18 protein-coding genes are annotated in these 20663 nt (G+C 57.6%); 2 read left to right on the plus strand and 16 right to left on the minus strand.

Annotation, left to right across the window (positions count from 1 at the left end; genetic code table 11):
* Positions 1-54: 54 nt before the first annotated feature.
* From GGR00_RS25005 to GGR00_RS25060, 12 genes are all read right to left on the minus strand, one after another.
* The gene (locus tag GGR00_RS25005) at positions 55-687 is read right to left on the minus strand and encodes a tyrosine-type recombinase/integrase (RefSeq protein WP_184701991.1); all 633 of its coding nucleotides are present in this window, start codon (positions 685-687) and stop codon (positions 55-57) included.
* A 132-nt stretch (positions 688-819) separates the two neighbouring features.
* Positions 820-2304 carry a hypothetical protein gene (locus GGR00_RS25010; RefSeq protein WP_184701994.1) on the minus strand — a complete coding sequence of 495 codons (1485 nt, stop codon included), beginning with the start codon at positions 2302-2304 and terminating at the stop codon, positions 820-822.
* A gap of 216 nt (positions 2305-2520) precedes the next feature.
* Positions 2521-4368, minus strand: a complete 1848-nt coding sequence (locus GGR00_RS25015) for an ATP-binding protein (protein ID WP_184701996.1) — start codon at positions 4366-4368, stop codon at positions 2521-2523.
* Positions 4361-5497: a hypothetical protein gene (locus tag GGR00_RS25020; protein WP_184701998.1), complete on the minus strand. Its 1137-nt coding sequence runs from the start codon at positions 5495-5497 to the stop codon at positions 4361-4363. The genes GGR00_RS25015 and GGR00_RS25020 overlap by 8 nt, the downstream gene beginning before the upstream one ends.
* A gap of 450 nt (positions 5498-5947) precedes the next feature.
* The gene (locus GGR00_RS25025; protein ID WP_184702000.1) at positions 5948-7243 is read right to left on the minus strand and encodes a hypothetical protein; all 1296 of its coding nucleotides are present in this window, start codon (positions 7241-7243) and stop codon (positions 5948-5950) included.
* A 590-nt stretch (positions 7244-7833) separates the two neighbouring features.
* Positions 7834-8604: an ABC transporter ATP-binding protein gene (locus GGR00_RS25030; protein WP_184702063.1), complete on the minus strand. Its 771-nt coding sequence runs from the start codon at positions 8602-8604 to the stop codon at positions 7834-7836.
* A 7-nt stretch (positions 8605-8611) separates the two neighbouring features.
* A complete protein-coding gene (locus GGR00_RS25035; protein WP_184702002.1) occupies positions 8612-9613 on the minus strand; it encodes an ABC transporter substrate-binding protein in 1002 nt (333 codons plus the stop codon).
* 61 nt (positions 9614-9674) lie between these two features.
* A complete protein-coding gene (locus GGR00_RS25040; protein ID WP_184702004.1) occupies positions 9675-10523 on the minus strand; it encodes an ABC transporter permease in 849 nt (282 codons plus the stop codon).
* A 25-nt stretch (positions 10524-10548) separates the two neighbouring features.
* Positions 10549-11913 (minus strand): LLM class flavin-dependent oxidoreductase, encoded by a 1365-nt coding sequence (locus GGR00_RS25045; RefSeq protein ID WP_184702006.1) that lies wholly within the window; start codon positions 11911-11913, stop codon positions 10549-10551.
* Positions 11914-11998: 85 nt separating this feature from the next.
* Positions 11999-12556: an FMN reductase gene (gene msuE, locus GGR00_RS25050; protein WP_184702008.1), complete on the minus strand. Its 558-nt coding sequence runs from the start codon at positions 12554-12556 to the stop codon at positions 11999-12001.
* Positions 12557-12816: 260 nt separating this feature from the next.
* Positions 12817-15930, minus strand: coding sequence for an AAA domain-containing protein (locus tag GGR00_RS28620; RefSeq protein ID WP_184702010.1), 3114 nt, complete (start codon positions 15928-15930; stop codon positions 12817-12819).
* Between the two features lie 655 nt (positions 15931-16585).
* On the minus strand, positions 16586-16864 hold the full coding sequence (locus GGR00_RS25060; RefSeq protein WP_246441633.1) for a helix-turn-helix domain-containing protein: 279 nt from the start codon (positions 16862-16864) through the stop codon (positions 16586-16588).
* Positions 16865-16916: 52 nt separating this feature from the next.
* Here GGR00_RS25060 and GGR00_RS25065 point away from each other — a divergent pair, with 52 nt between their 5' ends.
* Positions 16917-17453: a hypothetical protein gene (locus GGR00_RS25065; protein ID WP_184702012.1), complete on the plus strand. Its 537-nt coding sequence runs from the start codon at positions 16917-16919 to the stop codon at positions 17451-17453.
* The gene (locus GGR00_RS25070; RefSeq protein ID WP_184702014.1) at positions 17443-17901 is read left to right on the plus strand and encodes a hypothetical protein; all 459 of its coding nucleotides are present in this window, start codon (positions 17443-17445) and stop codon (positions 17899-17901) included. The genes GGR00_RS25065 and GGR00_RS25070 overlap by 11 nt, the downstream gene beginning before the upstream one ends.
* A 210-nt stretch (positions 17902-18111) precedes the next feature.
* Here GGR00_RS25070 and GGR00_RS28625 read toward each other — a convergent pair whose 3' ends face one another.
* The 4 genes from GGR00_RS28625 to GGR00_RS25085 form a co-directional block, all read right to left on the minus strand.
* Complete coding sequence (locus tag GGR00_RS28625) at positions 18112-18273, minus strand: hypothetical protein (protein WP_343065642.1); 162 nt, start codon at positions 18271-18273, stop codon at positions 18112-18114.
* 322 nt (positions 18274-18595) lie between these two features.
* Positions 18596-19360: an HWE histidine kinase domain-containing protein gene (locus GGR00_RS28630; RefSeq protein WP_343065643.1), complete on the minus strand. Its 765-nt coding sequence runs from the start codon at positions 19358-19360 to the stop codon at positions 18596-18598.
* Complete coding sequence (locus GGR00_RS28380; protein WP_246441634.1) at positions 19338-19475, minus strand: hypothetical protein; 138 nt, start codon at positions 19473-19475, stop codon at positions 19338-19340. Before GGR00_RS28380 ends, GGR00_RS28630 begins: the two co-directional genes overlap by 23 nt.
* Before the next feature lie 229 nt (positions 19476-19704).
* Positions 19705-20658, minus strand: a complete 954-nt coding sequence (locus GGR00_RS25085) for a sensor histidine kinase (RefSeq protein ID WP_184702016.1) — start codon at positions 20656-20658, stop codon at positions 19705-19707.
* Between the last annotated feature and the right edge of the window lie 5 nt (positions 20659-20663).

Genomic DNA, 20663 nt, shown 5'->3' on the forward strand with positions numbered 1-20663 from the left:
GGTTCTAGAACGCGACCCCGCAAAAATCTGGCGGGGCCGCAATCGAGACGACTTTCAGATTTCGGTCGTTTCGGCCAAAGTTAGGGCATCATCGATATCAACGCCAAGGTAGCGAACCGTGTTCTCTATCTTGGTGTGTCCAAGCAGGATTTGAATGGCTCGAAGGTTACCGGTCGCCTTGTAAATGAGTGCCGCCTTGGTGCGGCGGAGCGAATGTGTCCCGTACTCTTCTGATGGCAACCCGATTGCCGTCACCCACTCATCGACCAGCCGTGCATATTGCCGGGTGCTCAAATGCCCTTCGGGATTAACTCGACTAGGGAAAGCAAAGTCGTCGATACTGCCGCCGCGACGCTCGAGCCAAGAGAGCAAACTTGCCCTCGCATCCGCTGTGATCTCGAACTGAACCGGCCTTCCCGTCTTCTGCTGGATCACCATCGATCGGTTCCGTATCGCCGGGCCGGACACGAGCGACCCGATCCTCATTTTCACAAGGTCGCAACCGCGAAGCTTGCTATCGATTGCCAGATCAAACAAGGCTCGATCACGCATCCGACCTTCGCGATCCAGGAAAAACCGGATCAGCCATATCTGCTTCACTTTGAGCGGTCGTTTGACGCCGACCTGCTTACCTGCGTTCCACGCCGGCCGACCTTTGGCTGCGGGATCATATTGTGAAATACCCATTGTCGTTCTCCTTCGGCCTACTTTGGCCATTGGAGAAACGATCGGAACGTCTTGCGCGTGAGGGGGGCCGAGAGCGGTGTGACCGGTTTAGGGCGACAGTAGGCAATAGCCGCTGTTGATCTGCCACGCTCGCTATCGGTGCTTATGCCGCTTGACACGGAATGGACTTTTTACTCGGCGTCCACGTCTGAACGTGCTCTCCAGATCCTTCGGATCCGCAAGATCAAACGCTTCTCTGTTAGTTGCTAAGCTCGCCCTTAGCTCTGGCGTCCAGTCAGGGGCATCCATCACGAGCAGATCCTCTGATCTCGACCTAATCTGTCCGTTTCCACGGTATACGTCGAGGGCGATACCCACAACGGTTTCAAGCTGTGGCTGCTCGGAGAAAAATGCCAGGCAGTAGGTCTCCAGCATCCCCCCTCTATATTTGCGGTACTCATCTAGCGTGCCAAAATTCTTTTCGTGCGCAACGCTAAGGAAGACGTAACCCACGTTCCTCTCACCGCGGCTTCTCCCGATTATGGCTCGCCGAATGAACCGCGCAAATCCTTCGTCGACCGCGCGCTCAAGCGCCGACCACAAGATTTGAGCAAGGTGGATACGGTTTATTCTATTCTCAGCGGCCATGACGCGCAGACCACGCTCCGACAATTCTGTGGATGGAGCGTAACCCAGCAGCCCTATTGACGTCCCTTTCAGAACATCGTCAGAGATTAGCTCGATCACTCGGTCCCAAAGACGCGATGATTCCTTTGCGCCGTTGAATTGATGATAAATAGTGGAAGAAGCGTATGTCTCATACTGGCCTTCTGGAATAACGAAGACACTACGTCTTGCCTTTATTCTTAATTTTTTGGGGACGAACGCAGCCTTGCCGTCTGTGAAAGCGTTCATCATGTAGGTGGCGATCAGGTCATCCTCACCCGCAGCAATTGCCAGGCGGCCAGATCTGAGGAGCCGAGCCCGAGCCTGGAGGTAATCTGTGAAATCGGTGATGGTGTCCAGCTCGCGCATCACGAGCTCGAGACCTGCCTGATCGAACACATGCACGAACGTGCCGTCCGGGTTCGTGTCCCCCACTGTGAAGGGTCGGAAGTTCTTGCGATCGAGATCAACATGGCTCCCGCCCTTTAGGGACGGTTCAATCATGAATGTTCCACGCGCATGCCCGAAGTACTTTCGGCTTGCGGCGTTGCAACCGTTCGCCACCGCAATGAGATGGGTGATTCGCTCTTCTTTGGGTGGAAGAGAAATTGGAAGTCTTTGCTCACATTGCTTGTCGATGAAAATCCGATCCGGATGCAGGTCAAGCCAACGCTCGGCTCCCACCAGTTGGCCGATCGACGCATTCACTGCGCGTCTGTACCATCGGCTCCAGGCCAATCCAACCGGCTTATCTGCCTGCCAAGTTGCATCCTTGTCGCTGAAAATAAGTATGTGCGGACCAAACACGACCATGAGGTCAGCAAATTCCTGGCCGCCTCCGGTTGAGCTCTTCGTGCGATCGTTGAACGTGTTGGGATATGACCAAAGCCGCAGGAATGACCGATCGGCAAATCCCGCCAATGTCCGCTCGGTTGCTGTGAAACCCTCGCCCCGTTTGATGCTTGTGCTCATTGCCCCCCTCGCAGCTGCACGCAAAAAAAGGCGGACTATCGGAACGCCCCCAAGGCGGTCTATCGAGTTGCGTTGGCTACGCCAATAAGAAATGGCAGGTTTAGGTCACCGACAGGTATCCTCCATGGGCGCAGTTCAAGCTATTGTGTTGGAAGCGCTAGCAGAAGCTGGGTGCAGTGGCTTGCCGGATGGATTCGAGTGGCAGTAGTTCATCTTCTACTCGGCTTTGATAAGGACCTTGCCGCGCCATCGATCGATGACGGTGTCAAAATCGACAGGGCGCCAATCAGCATTCCATTCCTGCAGGTAATTAACGCTTCGCGAGTGCGGTTCCGGCACCGGAAGTGCGAAATGGCCCACGGTAGGCATGAGGGGAGCGTCGCCCACGATAAGGAACTCGCCTTGGCCCAAGTTCGGCAACAAGTCACCGACGCCAGTAGACAAGTCAGGGAGAAGGGATTTGACGTAGGCTTGGTCGACGGCGTTGGTGAGACGTAGCGATATATAGTTCGAGCATTGCGAAAAGATGGTCTCCGACACTTCCGAAGGGCGCTGACTAACCACCATCAACGTTACGCCATACTTACGCCCTTCTTTGGCGATGCGTTCGATCGACTTTCGAGAGGAATCATAGGCCGCGCCACCCGAGCGTGGGACATAGTTGTGCGCTTCCTCGCAGACGACAAGGATCGGAACATCACTTACCTCCCCGCCTACGTGACGGGTCTTCGAATAGTGAAATCCGAAGTCGAAGATCATTCGCGAGATAAGGCTCACAACGATGCTCAGAACTTCAAATGGTATGCCGCTCAGATCGACGATCGAGACGTTCGATTTGGTGAGATAACCCACGAACTGCCGAACCACATCGACGAAGTCGTCCGTCGACAGATCAGTTCCGTTTGGTCTCTTCGGGTAGAACAAGAATTGCAGCCTCGGGTCGGCCAAGCGAGTGCGAAGGCGCAGGATCAGGCGGTCGAACTCGCCGTTGAAGGGACCGTTCGACGCTTTCGTTGCCGCGGCTGTTGAGGACACGACGAAGGACTGGAGGCCGCTGAAATAGAAGTCGTCGCGATCCGCAACTAGCGTGCCGTCAACCAGTTTGGGCTTTCCTTCCTCAGGTAGCTTGCCAATTACCTCGGTGTTCATGTTTTCAAGGTAGGTCACGACCTCGTCGATCGAGAAGTAGATTGGAGTATCGAAGGAAACGTTGGTCAGGGCCGGGTTGTGCCGGCATTTATTCCTGACCACGGCGTGTCGGAATTGGGAAATCTGGTTGTGCGAATTCTGCTCGTTGCTCTCAATGAAAATATCCTCGAGTTCCTGGGCGTTCATGAGCCAGTACGGCAATCTAAGGTTGTCTACATTGAGTAGGTTGAGAGTGAAGCCCTCAGTATCCGCGAGCTTGAAAGCCGCGGCGTATTCCGCGTGGATGTCGAAGATGACGATGTGCGAGTTCTTTTGAGCTGCTTTATGGGAATTGGCTTTCGATTCGATCCCAACGACTGCCTGCAAGATCTTTGCGACCGCACAGGATTTGCCGGAGCCCGTCGATCCGACGACGGCCACATGCTTGCTGAAAAAGCGGTCTCCGTCGATCTCTAGCAGCACGTCTGGTGCGATGCCGAGCGTTCCGAGCGAAAACCGCGACTTGATCTGCTGTGAGAATATTTCTTTTAGCACCGATGCTGGGGTGACATAGGCATGCTCCGTAGGGACTGGCAGAGAATGCGATCCGCGCGAGAACTCGCCGTCTTCCGAAAGCGTGCCGATCGGCTGCGTATCTATCTGGAAGCGGAAAGCGACTGTGTGGGCATCGGAACTGCCCGCGGTGTCGCCGTCATCCGTCGAGCCCACAGCCGCGCGCCGCTCGACATGCGAGGCCCGTACCGCCGTAATCGTGGCCAGCAGGTGCAGGTTGTTGCCTGAAGCTATGAGCAGATACTGGCCGACGCCCAACTTGGACTTGTGCTTCTCAAATTCCTCGGCCGAGGAAATCTCGATGCGGACCAGAGAGTGAGAGCTGTCTGTAACGCTGCCGACGGGCTCGCCAAGGTCAGGCATATTCACTCCTTAGTTGCAGTACGTATTCGAGATCGGAAAGGCGCTCGATTTCAAATTGGTGGACGTTGATATCGGCGTGCTTCCAATCGTCGTCGGCGACATTGACCAGGAACAGCTCGTCGGGCCGCTTGGGTGGCTGCTCAGTAACCAGCTCGCGCAGTGCCAGCCGTAGGCTGAACTCGATCCTGAAGGGTTGCCGCGTGATGAGTGGCTTCTTGAGAAGCTCCTTGATGACGACGGACGATCCTCCGACTCTGCCGGTTTCGCAACGCAGGCCGGTGGCGTAGAGGCGTTCCTGGAGGGCGCCTACGTCATAGTCGCCCGTCACCATGAAGAGCGGCGGGTTCGAGTGCAGGTATTTAGAGCTGTACCGCTGCACGAACGCCTTGACGAAGCGCACGAACTCGTCGTCGAAATTCTCGATTCCGGCCGGGTTGATCACGAACACGCGTCCGCGCGAGTTCTGGCCCAGGGAGGCCTTGAGGTCTTTGCGCAGGCGCGCGAAAATTTTTGCCTTGGTCGCGAGTTCCCGCGTCCAGCGGGTAAACGTCACCCGGCGGACCTCCTTGAGGCCGGCGAGAAACGCGCCCGGTTCGACGGTCCGCCCATCCACGTCGGATCGTGTCGCGAGTTCCACGATGCGTTGGATGGCATTCGGGAAGATTACCGCTTCGATGTCGTCGGCGTCGAAACCCTTTTCCTTCAACCCCGCCAGGACCTCGGCCTGCAGATCCTCGGCGGAGGGGCCGTACTCGATGACGAACCGTTCCAGGAACACGTCGTAGTCGACGCCAGGATCTATACGCGCCACGATCGCCTTCAACGGTTCGCCTTTAGTGGTTAGTACGGTCTCGAGTTCTTCCTTAGTGAGCGCCTTGGTCCCCGACTGTTCGGGAAAATGGCAGAAAAGTCGGTAGCTCACCTTGGGGTTAGCTCCCGAATTCTTCGAAAAATGCTCAAGCATCAGCAAGATCGGCTTGTAGATCTTGCCGAGCGTATATTTGTCTGCCTGCTCGTGATACTTGCACTGCACCGCGGTGGTCAGCCCGGCAACAGCAATGTCCACGTCCTCGATGGCGCCCTCGATGGTGATTTTGGCGCCGTCGTCTGCAGCCAGGATGTCCGACAAGTAGCGAAGAAATTGGTAAAGGTAGCCCTTTATCGAATACTCTGCTGTCCTAGCCACGTCTGCCCCTAGCCGCCCAAATTGGCCGGTGCTACCAGCCAGTGAATCTACTTTCGCTATCGGGACGCCCGCGACTCGTTATTTCCCGCCGCATAGCCTCAAGCCGGCCGTCCGCCTCACCGTCAGCCAAATGGATAACGAGCGTCTCGCGACGAGCGATACGGCCATCCGATCGGCACTCAACAACCTTTGTGACTGTACGCAAAGGGAGTCGTCCTCCACAGCAATGAATATGCCTTGAAGCACCCAGTGAAGATGCAATGCATACTTGAGTCGGATAAGGTGGCAAAGAAGCATACGTAGCCTTCATCGACCAACAGAATCCGAACAGCAGCTTTTCGGGTATCCGCTGGAAGTTTGAACGGCCGAAATGGGGCGCTAACGCGCCCATTTCTATTCGGCGTCGTTCGCTGCCTTCTTAGCGCCTTTTGGAGGGATTTTGAAGCTGGCACCGGTCGGTCCGACTGTAACCTCTGGTCCCAAGCCCATAACCGCGCCAAGGGCCGCCAGCGAACCGATCTCAGCATCCTTTTTGTTTGCCGCCTGAAACAGGCCTGCGCATGCTCCCTCGATCCATCGCTCAGGTAGGGCAGCTCCTTCCTTGGTGGTCATTTCCATGGCGGTCTCGATGACCCAACTCGCACGGTTAATATCCATGCCATATCGCTGGAATTCGTGCAGGGTGCTCACCTCGGAATCGTAGGACTTGCGAAGCATCGAAATTAGATACGCTGCGAAACCGACGCAAACCGCCGAGAGTACAGCGCCGCGAAGCGCCATCATCCACAACAGATAGGTATCTTGTGGAAGGCGTTGCGTTTTGAGGATAGAATCCGGGCCAGCAGTTGGATCTGGAATGGGCTGTGTTGCTTGGGCCAGCGAAACGAAAGACTGAAAGCTTTCGAAGGCGAGTATGGCTGCGCCCGCGCTGGCGACCAGGCAAAGACCTGCAATAAACCAGAATTTGAACGCTGACTGCCGCGACGATAAGGGGCGCTTAGTAAACTCTTGTACCTGGTTGGTAATGTCCTCACGCAATTTTCGGCGGGCGAACATGTGGTCGGATTGGTCGAACTCCCTAATCTTCTCGTCTAATGCAGCTTTTTCAGCATTAATGTGTTCAAGCGACTCAGCTTCTCGCTTCCGGATTTCTTCGTGGGCTAGAAACTGCTGCTCCTCGAATTTCTTCCGGCGTTCGGCGGCGTCTTCCTCGTAGCTGATACGAAGAAATTCGGCGTTCTCCAACATTGTATGGTGGAGTTGGGCAAGCGAGGCGGTTTCGCGGTCAATGATACCAAGGGTATTTTCGGCCAATCCCTTTGCGTCGCCAGCCTTCGGGAAGGTCAGGTAACGGCGAAGGACCTCCTCGACCTCAAGCAGCTTCTCGGCATTAATGCGGCCATTCGCGGGGTCCAACTTTATTAGGTCATAATAAGCGGGGCTAAGGCTTGGCAAAACATTGCCGCGGTTCATATTCACGTTGAAGGTGCTGTCGCCGGGATTGAATGAAAACGACTGGATGAGGAGCGACGGCCCCTTCTTCTTCCGGATCAGTTCGTGCTCGTTCTCACCTAGCGGCACACCACCGAGATCGACGCCCATATGAGACGAACCATACTTTTCCTTTAGCTCGGCAAGCATGTCGAGAATGGTCTTGTCCGGTACTTTCGCAACATATAGGTCAGTCACACGCAAACCTCCCAGCAGTCCAGCGAAAATACACTTGTTACTTGGCTGCTGGTAATTGGCGGCAGCGCTAAACAGGTGTTATGCACAGGATGTTGTCAGGGACGGAAGCCTTAGAATGCGTCGGACGGAGCAGGATGAGAAAGACGCCAGGGCGTTAGACTGCCAAAAACCTTGAGCATTTCTCTATCGTAAAACGGAATCGACCAAGACTTTGCTGACCGCTACGGCGTTCGTAATGACCACGCAATTCGCGGAGCAGAGGCTTGAATAAGACGTAGCGAACGACCGCACTCGTCCATATGACCGCTGATGGTAGCATATCTGATGGCCGCTCCTGGACTCCACGCCGAAGCGCTTGAACGACCGATATGCGGGCGCGAAGCGGCCATTCACGGGTCTCAACTGTCACGTCTGCTTTTGCGCGAAGGCAAAGTTTGCCTAAACGTCCTGTATGCGGGCGCGTTGCTGCCCTCTTGAGGAGGGCAGCTGGCATAGGCGAAAAGTAGTGCTCACCAGCGCGACCGAAGAGGCGGCAATCTGAACTCCCGCTCGTAGAGCGAAGTCACCAAGACCGTCGGCGAAGCCGCAATCTAATGCAGCCCAAACTCGCGCAATAGCGCCTCGCGATGGCGCACGAATCGAATTTCGCTACGGTCGCGCGGACGTGGCAGGTCAACGTCGATCAGTCGCGTCGTGTCGCCCTTTTCCTTCGGCAGGATCAGCACGCGATCGGCGAGGTAGACCGCTTCCTCCAGGTCGTGGGTGACCACGACCATAGTGACATTCTCTTCGTGCCAGATGCGGGCGAGCTCTTCCTGCATTGTAATCTTGGTCATCGCGTCGAGCGCACCGAGCGGCTCGTCGAGCAAGAGTATTTCTGGTTGGACGGTGAGCGCTCGGGCGATGCCAACGCGCTGGGCCATGCCGCCGGAAAGCTGGCGGGGATAGGCATCTGCGAAATCGCCGAGGCCGACCAGGCGGATGTAGCCACGAGCGCGTTCTTCTGCCTCGGCCCGTGCGATGCCACGCACTTCGAGGCCAAAGGTCACGTTACCGAGCACGGTGAGCCAGGGTAACAGGCGTGGCTCCTGGAAGATCACCGCGCGTTCGGCACCGACGCCGCGGACAGGCGCGCCATCGATCAGCACCCTGCCTCCGTCGGCCTGCTCCAGTCCGGCAAGCACACGAAGCAGGGTCGTCTTGCCCGAACCACTGGCACCGACGATGACCAGGCATTCGCCCGGCTTGACGTCAAGGTTCAAGCTCTTGAGCACATTGATCGAGCGACCGTTGATAGCGAAGGATTTGGAGAGGTCTCTGATGGAGACCTCCCCGCGTTGGGCAGATTGCGCAATCGTCATGTTGGCCTCAGTTTGATTTCGCTTGGGCGTTGGGATCAAACAGGATGTCGGCGGCCTTCAGTTTACCCTTGGACAGCTTGCCCTCGCGTTCCAGCGCGGCGATCCAGAAATCCAGGTCGCGCGGCACCGCCTGAGCGCCAGGCCGCAGGCCAAAACCGCGCCAATGCTTCGCCAGGTCGGCGTTCTCACCTCGATCTTTCAAGATCTTTGCCAGCACCGCGCGTGCCTCGTCCGGATGCTCCCGTGACCAGTCGGCGGCCCGGATCGATTGCTGGACGAAGTTGAGTGCAGCTTCGGGGTGAGATTCGATGAAATCACGCCGCAGCACAATGAAGCCGCCCGCAATCTCGCCAAGCACGTCGGTGTCGTCGAAGACGGCACGCACGCCCCCGTGCTCTTTCAGCACGCCCTCGAAGGTGGATTGCCAGTAGCCGACGCCCGCGATGTCGACCTGACCGGAGCGTAGCGTTTGCTCCAATTGCGGACCGGGCACGACGACAAGGTTCGCCGCATTCAATGGCAAGGCGCTCTGGTGCAGCGCCTCACGTACCGTATAATCGAGATGTGCCCCCAGCGTGTTGACCGAGATTGACTTGCCGGCGATGTCCTTGATCGATTTGATAGGGCTGTCCTCCAGCACATAGAAGGTGCTCTGAACCTGATCGTTGATGCCGTTGGAGGCATAGGCCGCGACGAAATCGTTACCGCCAGCGATGGAGTTGATGACGGCCGAAGTTGCCGCTGAACCGAGGTCGACGCTTCCGGCAGCCAATGCAAACAACGAGGCGGGCCCACCCTGGGCATAACCGACATTTTCTATCTTGATACCGTTATCCTTGAAGTAGCCAAGCTCATTGGCAAGTTCGTGCGGGGAGATGCCGCCCTGGCTCGCCAGGTAGCGGAAAGTGACAGGGTCAGCGGCAGCAGCCGGAACGCTGTTGTGGGTGGATGCGAGAAGGCCGGCGGCGACGACGGCTCCGATTTTCGTGAAGTGGAATGAGAACGACATTTGGTTGGTCCTTGAGTTCCGGATTGTTGTCAGAGGGAGGCAGGGATGGCACTGGCTGCGGTCAGCCGATGACCTCACTCCAGCGACATAGTCGTCGCTGCAGCGCGACAAGTGCGAAGTTGGCGATCAAGCCAAGAGCGGCCAGCAGCAGGATTGCTGCAAACATCAGCGGGATCTGGAAGTTGTACTGAGCATTCATGACCTGGAAGCCGACGCCCTTGTTGGCGCCGATCATCTCCGAAGCGATGAGCAGAAGCAGTGCGGTGGTGGCCGAGAGCCTGAGGCCGACGAAGATGGACGGTACAGCGCCGGGGAGGACGACACGTCGAAAGACGGTCAGACGTGACGCGCCATAAACGCGCGCCATCTCGATCAGCTTCTTGTCGACCTCCTTGACACCGCCAATGGTGTTCAAGAGCAGAGGGAACAGGGTTGCCCAAAAGATGACAAACACCTTCGAGGCCTCGCCGAGACCTAGTAGCAGGATGAAGACCGGATAGAGCGCCAGCGCTGAGGTCTGACGGAACACCTGCAGGATCGGGTCCAGCGCACGTTCAACCGCACGGACCTGGCCCATGAACAATCCAAGCGGGATCGCGACCAAAACAGCCGCTACGAACGCCGTTCCCGAGCGCTGCAGGCTGATCGCGATATCATCGAGCAGGGCCCCGTCGACAAGGCCGTCCCACAGGGCGGCGACAATCGTGCCCAACGGCGGAAACACAGCTGCGTTGATCCAGCCAAGGCTGCTGGCGACTTGCCATAGGGTCAGAAAGCCCAAAAGCACACCGTAGCGCGAGAGGAAACTACCGGCTGCTTCAGATGCCTGTCGGACCAGTCCGGCGACGGATTTCTGCCTGTGAGGTTCACGGCCGACGAAGAACGGCCGCTCGATCTGCTGCAAACTCATTGCCTTATCCTTTGCTGATGGCGGATCATTCGGCGGCTGGCGCAAGCGCTCGTGCGGTAGCCCAAGGGTTTTCGGGGCGTGGTAGCCCGAGATTTTCGCGTAGCGCGCGACCCTCGTAGGCTGTGCGGAACAGGCCGCGCCGCTGCAATTCCGGGATCACCAGCTCGACGAAGTCGTCCAGCCCACCTGGTAGCCAGGGTGGCAGGATGTTGAAACCGTCGGCCGCCTCGTTGCGGAACCACTCTTCCAACTGGTCTGCGACCTGTTCTGCGCTGCCAACCACCGTATAGTGGCCCCGGGCAGTGGCGATCCACTGGTAGAGCTGACGGATAGTGAAATTGTGCTCGTCGGCGATCTGGCGGATCAGCGCCTGCCGGCTCTTCATGCCCTCGGTTTCCTTGCTTGGGGGCAGCGGGCCATCAAGCGGATAGCCACGAATGTCGAGGGTCTGGCCAGCCAACCCGTTAAGAAGCCCGACGCCGTCATCTGGCAGGATAAGGTCGGTCAGTTCCTCGTATTTCACCTTAGCTTCCGCCTCAGTGCGGCCGACGAACGGCGCAACACCAGGCATAACCAGGACATGGTCAGGGTTGCGACCGGCGGCACGCACACGCTTCTTGATATCGCGATAGAATTCCTGTGCCGATGCGAGGTTCTGGTGCGCGGTGAAGATGACCTCCGCAGACTGGGCAGCAAGCCCTCGCCCGTCCTCCGACTGCCCGGCCTGCACCACGACCGGATGGCCCTGGGGTGGCCGCGGTACATTGAGCGCGCCTTTGACGCTGAAGTACTTGCCGCGGTGGTCGATGTCGTGAACCTTGGCAGCGTCATAGAAGCGGCCGCTGGCCTTGTCACGGATGAAGGCATCGTCCTCCCAGCTGTCCCAGAGCGCCTTGACCACCTCGACATGCTCATGCGCTCGCTCGTAGCGGTCAGCATGGTCGGGCTGCCTGTCGCGATTAAAGTTTTTTGCTGTCTCGTCGCCGGCGGAGGTCACTACGTTCCAGCCGGCGCGGCCGCCCGTCAGCAGATCGAGTGAGGCGAACTTGCGCGCCAGCGTGTAGGGTTCTTCATATGTGGTGGAGGCAGTGGCAATAAAGCCGATGTGGCTGGTCAGAGGAGCGAGTGCAGCAAACAGCGTCACCGGCTCGAAACCGGCAATCTTGGCGTTACCACCTTCACGACCGCCGAGCCCGACGGACAGATTGTCGGCCAGGAAATAGGCATCGAATAGGCCTCGTTCGGCCGTCTCGGCCAGACGCTTGTGGAACGCGAAGTTCGTCGCTCCATCGGCCGGCGCGTCAGGATGTCGCCAGGCGGCGATGTGCTGGCCACCACCGGGTAGAAATGCACCAAGCTTGATCTGTCTCGATTTGCGATGACTGGTCATGGAAATCTCCTGGTTTTTGGGCGAGCGCTGCCGATCCGCACCTCGCGGGGCGGTCCAGGCAGACGATGAAGTCTTGCAGGGCTGGCTAGGCGGCCAGGCTCACATTCTCTGGTATACCGATAGCGCGACACGCTTCGGCTACGGCTTGTTGCGCCCGTGCCCGAATTGTCTCGGAAACGAGTATGCCATCGGCAAAGTCCCTGTTTGTGGCATAGATGGCGGTCGGCATGGTCAGCGCCTCGAAGAACCCGAAGAGCGGTCTAAGCTGGTGTTCCACGATCAGCGAATGCCGCTCGCCACCCCCGGTCGCGGTGAGGATTACCGGCTTCCCGCGCAGCGCTGCCGGGTCGAGCAGGTCGAAAAAATGCTTGAACAGGCCGGTGTAGCTGCCCTTGTAGGTAGGCGATCCGACGACCAGAACGTCGGCGGCCGCAATCCGCTCTACTAGATTGTGCGCAGTTGGCTCGAGTTCTTTGAGCTGCCGAGCCTGTCCCAGAGACGGGCCGAGGTCCTCAATGTCGAAGATGTGCGACACCCCGTTTGAGCGCAACGCGACTTGTCCGGCGATGTGTTCGACGAACGTCCGGGTCTTCGACGGTCGGGAGATGTTGCCTGAGATTCCCAATACGAGCTTTGCTGACATCCCATGCTCCTTCACCAGCGTCTGCCGATAAAATCTACAAACTTTGTAGAATTAAGAGAGCTAGCTGATTGCTTCGTGCCGTTGAGATGGGGATTAGGTTTCCAAATGTGGATCAGTTGGCGGAATCCTCATAGACTGATCCGCATCGACATCGGTTCATAGCGAAGCCGCAAGTTTCAGCGCCTCTCCGGAGACGTCCGCTGCCGAGCAAAGGCAGACTCTGTCTGAATGTCCGTGATGGCCGCATTGTTGCTGGGTTGTTAGCTTTGACCCGAGTTGCCGCTATAGCCCCCCCCCAGTTTGTAGGTACGCCGTTTCAAGTCGTCTCTCGTAACGCCGATTTCGGCCCTTACTTCAGCACCTCGGTAAACATAAGAAGTTTCATGACGCGCATATTGACCCTCTCGGTCGGCGCTCAGCCAATTGAAGGACCCTACACAGAGGAGATTGTTCTCGACGGCGACAATCTTGCTGTGCAGCCTTTTAAGACGGTGCAGCGTGACACCAATGTGTTTCAGCGCGTCATCAGCCTCATCGATCTGCTTAGTGCCGTTGAGCGCCAAGTCGGCGTTCAGCAAGGGGTCGGCGTATATATCAATCTTTGCGCCCCGGGCAGCGGCTAACTCCAGGGCCTTCAAAATGCCTGTACGTTCCATCGTGCGCAGCTTGATCCAAGGACTGACAATGAGATAGCGGCGCGCGTCGGAAGACAACACATTCAAGAGGAACGCGTCGTGTTCCGCAGCGTCGCGCAGGCTTTGCAACTGTCCCTGGCTCTCTTGTAGATCGGCTCGCGGCATCGTCTGGAAGTTCAGCTCCCTGCCAGGTTGCTCAAGGAAGGTCGACAGCAATGCACGTGGCGAGCCAGGTACCGCACTCGCCAGAAGATCCATGTCTCCGAACAGCAGAAAGCTGTCTTTGGCACGCGACACGGTCACGTTCAACATACTAGGAGAAGCGTCGATGAAACCACCATCTGCATGTTTGGAATAGACCGGGGAGAATATCACCACCGGGCGCTCAGCACCTTGCAGCGCGTGGACGGTACCGATTGTTATACCCAGGCGCCCCGAGACAGTGATCTTGTATGCGGAGCAAGCTCGCCGTAACTCGTGAACCTGAGCGCCAAATGGAGTAACAATGCCGACGATTTGCTCTACTGGGCGATTGTACCGCGCCTCCAAAGCGGTGCGATTTTGAGCCACCCAAGCGGCGATGGTCTGAGCTTCGGTGGGATTTGAGCGGCTATTGCCCGCACGAACCGCCTTTCCGTCAATATGAACGTATCCCATGGCGGGCAAGAGCGCATCGCCTGGGGCCGCACCGCGACGGGGGCGAAGCTTGCCCCGGTAACAAAGGGCATTGCTGTACTCTATTATCTCATCATGGCAACGGCGGTGCTCAAAGAGCCACAGGCCTGGGTCCAGGTCTGGCCAAGGCGAAACCCTGCAGGCCAGCTGGGCAAGCCGGATCGCGCTGCCCGAAGTGCTGCAAAGGCCCGTGGCGCTAAGGCTTTGAATGTCGCCGTCTGCTCCGAGCAAACCGGCCTCGCGTAGGTTCCCGACGTCAACGGCGCGAGGTACGGCTGAGATCGGCTCTATCTGCCTCAAATCGCCGATGACTAGGGCGCATTTGGCCAAAGCGAAGGCAGCGCCCGCGACCTCGGGCAAGGCTTGGCCCGCCTCGTCGATGATCAGTAGATCGATGAAATTGTATAAATACTCACTGGCCCATTCGCTCCCGTCCCGCCGGCTGTAGGAGAGCTTTGACGGCAGGCTGGCGAAGGTTGAGACCGCGCAAGGGGTCAGCATCATACGGCGACGCCAACGTGGAACTACGGCGGATCGCCCCTTTTTGGGCGCCGAGGCGACGACCTCGGCCAGATCAGCTTCCATCGCAATCAACCACCGCCCTTCCCAATAATGGGTGGCCAACCGGAAAAGCTCGAAACGTAGGCCACGGTCAATGCGGTCCTCCAACCCATCTTCCAGCCCATCCCTTCCGTCGAGCGACATCAGCGCCTGTTTTCGAGCAGATTGGGCGGCGCTGATTTCGGCCAGTACCGTCCTGATGCTCGTCAACGTCTCATTTGCCGAGGCACGCTCGGCTTCGGCCTTTCGGAGCGTCTGAGCCAAGTGTTGGTCAATCTCAGAGATACGCTTCAGGCCTTCGAGGCCAGAAAGACCTTCCAGAGCTACGCGCGCCCTGAGAGCGCGCTTGCGTTCGATGCCAGGCAGAAAACTGAACAGCGCCAGGAGGCTGGATTCCTGGGCTTGCTGGCGGTTGAACACCGCGCGGTGGCGTTGCATGCTTTCGACTACACCGGCCCAGTCACTGACACTTGCCTGAGCACGCGCCTCTGCTGCTGCCGGGTCATCGCCAAGAGCCCGCGTCTTACCAAAGGCGATGGATTGTTGTTCAAGACTGCGATCGGCCTCTTTGAGTTTAGCCACCTCAAGGGTGATGGCCCGCTGAAGGGTCGCGACATAGTCGGCCACCTCCCCCTGCATGTCAGGATAAGCCACTCTTGCAGAGGCTAACCACGCATCTTTGGCCGCCTGGAAAGCTCCCACGGTTTCCATCCGGATTTGTAAGTCCTCGGTTTGATACTTCTCCGCTGCCGCTTGCCGTCGGGAATTTGCAGGCAGAAATATGCCGAAGCTCTCGACCTCGGGCAGCCAGCGCCCCGCGAGCGGCCCGTCGCCCGCGGCGAAATCCTTGCCGAAAGCGTCGATGATATTGGTGACCGCTTGATTATTCGAGGACGTAGCGACGATCACAGGCGGATCACCGCCATTTAGCGCCGCGCGAACCCAAAGTCCTGCCACCGCTGAAAGAAGGAGGGTCGTCTTACCCGTCCCGGGCGGGCCATTGACAGCGATGACGTCGCCTGGCGTTGCGGCGTCCAGCCAGGCCAGAACCTCTCGCTGCTGCTCAGCCAGGGGGAAATGGGGATTGGAATGCCCCAGGCGACGGGCAAGTTCTTTCTCTACCTTCGGCTCGGCGACCGAACCCTGTGCTGGTGCGACGATATTACAGAGAAGCGGCGCCTCCGGACGATTGGCTAGGATTTTGTCGTATAGGTCCAAGATGTTGCGCACTGTCGCCGAAGCGTCTTCGGACGGCACCAACAGACCAAAACCAGCTGGGCGGTAATACTGATCTCCTTCGGGCCAGCCCTTTGCGACGGCGTCCATCATCTTGCGACAATGCGCCAAATATTCCGCCCAATCCATGGGGTCACTCAATTGCAGTGGCTCCGTGGTCAGGAAACTATCCAGGGCCTCCACAGCGCCGATGGTGTATTCGTCGGAAGGCAGCGGCGTCAGCAAGTCACGCGCTATGGTGTTGCGTTGCGGCGAGATCTTGCCCACGCGGTCGACCAGCGCCTCAGTAACGACGGGTGCGACCAGTTCTGGAAGCCCGTCACCGCTCGTCGCACCATGTGATAACCGCCTTGCAACCACCAGAGGCCAAAACCGGACCCCAACAGTCTTTGCCTTTGGCTGATCTTTGAAGAGTCGGATTACTGAGTCATTTGGTAGCACCCCATTCCGCAGGGTCTCCGAAGAGAGTTCAATAAACCGTTGGCGATCCCGTTGGCTAAACTTGCTCTCTCCCAAAGCTCCGTCAGCCAGGGAAGTGCGCCAATAGCGCAGGACGGAATCTACGTTGCGGTTCACAAGTCTGGCCTTTGGTAGAGGGGACGACTGAAATTGATCGATCCAACACCCGATGGTCTACCCAAATACAGACAAGCTGTACATGCCATCATCCAGAGTACGCATGGACAGACCCAAGTTCAGATCATGACGGCTTTCGCGCGTATTCGACACCCAGTCTGTATGTCCGCTTTTAGAACCTTCTGATTATCGGCTGGACGACCGTAATGGGGTCGCGAAGCGACCATTCACGGGTCTTAGCCGTCACACGCGAAGGCAAATTTTAGCTAAACGCCCTGTATGAGGGAACAAAGTGGCTGCCGCGAGGACCACGCACAATCGTCATCTCACTTGTTTGACAATTGGCTCAGTCGGGGATCTTCAAGAGCGAGGCGATCGCTGCCGACGCATCAAAATCGAGAATTTCCGCGAACCTTAAGAACTCGACGACATCTACTCGACGCTGTCCGCTTTCGAGCCGCGCAACAAATGATTGGTATTGCCCAAGCCTGTCCGAGAACTGTGTTTGAGTAAGGCCAGCGGCCTCTCGTTTTCTTATCAACAAGGTAATGAGGGCTTGGTGCCGCTCTGTGCCAAGGGTTGCAAGCACGATTTGTCCCATCCCATTGCAGATGGGGGCTTCCATTATATCTGATTTTCAGTTATCTAAAATTCAGATAACTCTAGGAGGCGGTTGAATGTCGAACAGGTCCCTACTCCCGCCCGACCTTCGGAGCGCCTCGAAATTCTCGGCCGGTTGTTCCGCAAATCACCCACAGCTCTTTGCCGGCATGGTCGATCCCGCATTAGTTCAAGCTCAGGCCTGGAGCTTAGCCCGTAAGCGAACCCTCGCCCTTTGCCGCCGCCAGCAGAAGTTGGAAGGCAAGCTAGCCAGGATCGCTGGCTTCCCGGCAGCTACCTTCCCTCCCCTCTGCGACGACCAGACTTCCGACGCCGTTCGGCAGCAGACCCGCTGGCAAATCAAGGATGCCCAACTCGGCTATTCCCGCGCCAAGGAAGCGGAGCAGCGCGCCGCGGACACACAACAACAAATTCTCGAGCAGCTAACCGCAACGCCCGTAGCAACGCTTGAAGGCGTCATTGCAAAGCTCGAAGTCGTTCTTCTCGAAGGCAAGGATTGTGAAGGCGACCCTCAGTTTCCGTGGCCTCACATTCGATCGATCATCGACGACTTGAAGAATTTTGCTGACCATCCTGTGAATATTGAAAAATAGACTTGAGTTTTGCGATATTCTACATGCATTTCCCACTTTTTCCCGCAGCCTTCTGGATCAGGATTTCGCCTTACCGAAAATTGACAATGAAAAACTCCAATCAACTGGATTCTTCAAATTGCACACGAACGACATCATCCCGGACTTTTCAGAAGTTCACAGCCGCTCGGCATTTGCAGACAGACATGCCACTGAGCTCTGGCAGACCATCTGCATGGACGATCAAGCCACTGTTGAAGGTGCCCGTTCCTGGCGCGCATCTGACCCTGCGGGCGTCGCGGCATCGCTCAAATCTCGGTTCAACGAGGCGGCCGTCGATGTTGCCTGCTGGTGTGCCGTGCAAGCCGACGGCAACGAGCCCTATTTTCGGGCTTGGCTGAATGTGTTCAAGCTGCTGAAGGCCGAGCAGCAGCAAGCCGCCCTTCCCGACGACAGCGACACCTATTAGGCGCCAAGAGATAGACCTGACGAGTTCGCGGATGGCGTCCTGTCGGGTTTGATTTTTGTTCAGCCTATAGTTGTCCACTGCGAGCGAGACAGTCTTCGAGAACTGCGAGCAGGTTGCTGGTATTTCAGCGCGTGATTGTACTCAGATGTGGGCGCGATTTGGTGGCGGCCTGATTGACTGCTAGGGTATGGACCGATGACTGTGGCGTGCCTAGGAGACGTCTGGATTGATCAGTTGCGCCAACACAGCCAATAAATTTAGCTCGTCAGTTTGCTTTCCGACTTTGGGCACGCCCGCGAGGACGGCGCCGCCGAAGCGCTCCGGCTCCTGATATGCGCTTGCCACGGCAAACGGCACATTTTGCGCTTTCAAGCTCTCCGCTACGAGCGTAACACGTTCTTGTCCAAGGTTTACATCGAGGAGCCCCACTGAGGGCAGTTCGTCCGCGGAGTGCGTCTCGGACGTTCGCCACAGGGCCCATCACCCGCCAGCCATGTTCCTCAAGCATTCGCTGGAGGTCTAGCGCGATCAGAAATTCGTCCTCTACAATCAAGACGCTCTTCTGCATGTGCCACTTTCAATTTGGGAGAGAGGCACCCCCAGCGGAATGACTATTTCGCTCTCCAAACCACCCACGGCGTACTTAAGTTCCACCTGCCCGCCCAGGCTGTAGGTGGTGACTGACTGGATAAGCTTAGAGCCGTAGCCCGTGGTGGCGGGCGGGGCGACCGGCGGCCCTCCACTCTCCACCCACTTGAGCCGGAGGTGGTTGCCTTCCTCGACTTCCCAGTTGACCCGCACTCGGCCGCCGGGAACTGAAAGTGCCCCATATTTGGCCGCGTTCGTGGCCAACTCGTGTAGAACAAAGCTGAGGGACAGTGCGGGGACCAAGCACATCGTCCGCGCCGGACTCGATTGCGACAGCCTCGGGATTGGGCGCGTAGGGTGCGAGGATGCGCTCCACCGCCGCCGCCAGCGCGGTCTCGTCCTGCTCGGCGAAAGCCAGATCCTGTGCCTGCACCAGTGCGCCGAAACGCCCCAGGAAAGCATAACGATATTCCTCGGCCGAACGGCCCTCAGTAGTCGTTTGACGGGCAATCGACTGCGCCACGGCGAGTAGATTTTTCATCCGATGGCGAAGCTCGCCGAACAACATGTCCTTTGTAGCCTCCCGATCAAGGCGGTCGGTTGCATCCTCGATGGACAGCAACATCGTATGGCTGCCGTTGTTAGGATGGTGCAGCGTGCGGGCTGACACAAGCATCGTTCTGCGGCCAAGTCCGGGAAAATCGTGCTCGACTTCATAGTTGATTGCGGCTGCGCTTTTTGGGATCACCTCCATGAGAAGCACACGCAGTGCAGGTATATCCCACTGACCATCGCCCAAGTCATAGATGTACTTGCCGATGGTCTCGAAACGATCAACCTTGAACGTTTCAAAAAAATGAACGGCTGGCACGCTGTATGCAAAGGCTGGCATCCAACACGAACAGCGGTTCAGCAACTGTATCTACGATGCCCTGTGCCTGCGCATGGCTGGCGCGCAGAAGGCGGTACAGATCGTCCATATTCATGCGAAGCAAACCTACATTGTAGAGGCGCGCTATCGCGAATTCTGGCGCCCCGCAAATCAACGGAACGAGGGCTCTGCCTCCCAGACGTGCGAAAGCCTGCCGAAAATGACCGACCCTGAGCGAGTTGGCTCCGGTCCGTGAAGGAAACTCTCGCCACCGGCGCAGAGATCGTGAAAAGCGCTGCGGTCGCAAAATGACTCGCCTGGCCATGAAGGGAACGGACGCCTCACTACACGGGCGGCTTGGGCATCAGCAGCGTCACGCGACAGCCAACCGCTAGATTTTCACGCGTTATTGTCCCACCGAGTTGATGGGTCAACAGCGACAGCACGCGGGAGCCGATCCCCCCTGGCCGCTCTTCGTGTAGCCCCACGCCATTGTCGGTTACGGACAGGACCACGTCACGGTCGACCCTTAGCGCTACCTGGATGAGACCGGCTCGCCCGTCTGGAAAAGCATATTTGAGGCTGTTGGTCACGAGTTCATTGACGATTATCGCAATGGGCACAGCTTGTTCGCTATGCATATACAGCTCATCAGCGTCGGCCTTGATGGCAACCGGGCTTGTTCCGCTGATCGATGCGCTGAGCCCCTGGCAGATGTCCGCCAAGTATTCCCTTGCATCCACAACCTTTCGGTCTGCGCGTATCGTAAGGTGGTCGTAAACTTGCGCCATGACCTGAATGCGCGCCGCCATGTCGGAGAGCGCTTCTGATGAGCTCACACTGGAGTCCTTCGACTGAAGTCGCATGATCGCGGATATCATTGCCAAGTTGTTCTTGGTGCGATGAGCGAGCTCCATCAGAAGCAGACCCTTGGCCTTTTCGGCCCTTACCACCTTTTCCATCTCTGTCCGGAGAGTTTCGGCGATGAGCCCGATGGCTGCGCCGGTTACCGCGAACAGCACGCAGGGGGCCACATATCCGGGAAAGGGAGCCATCGGCCTGATGACGAAATAGGCGAATATGGTACCAAGCGCGGTCGCGTATAGAGCCGACCCGCGATCAAATAAGAGACCCGATACGAAAATGCCAAGCAGAAGGAAGAACAAACCAACAAAGCCCGTTTGACTTTGAAGCCCGATATGCACCGCGATGCAGAACGCCATGAGGGCCGTAGTTGTTGCGTACCTCACCCAAAGCGGCTGCGGCTTCTCGGGGAGGAGAATTAGAAGTCGTTCCATCTTCG

This window comes from Aminobacter aganoensis, from assembly GCF_014206975.1.
Taxonomy (GTDB): domain Bacteria; phylum Pseudomonadota; class Alphaproteobacteria; order Rhizobiales; family Rhizobiaceae; genus Aminobacter; species Aminobacter aganoensis.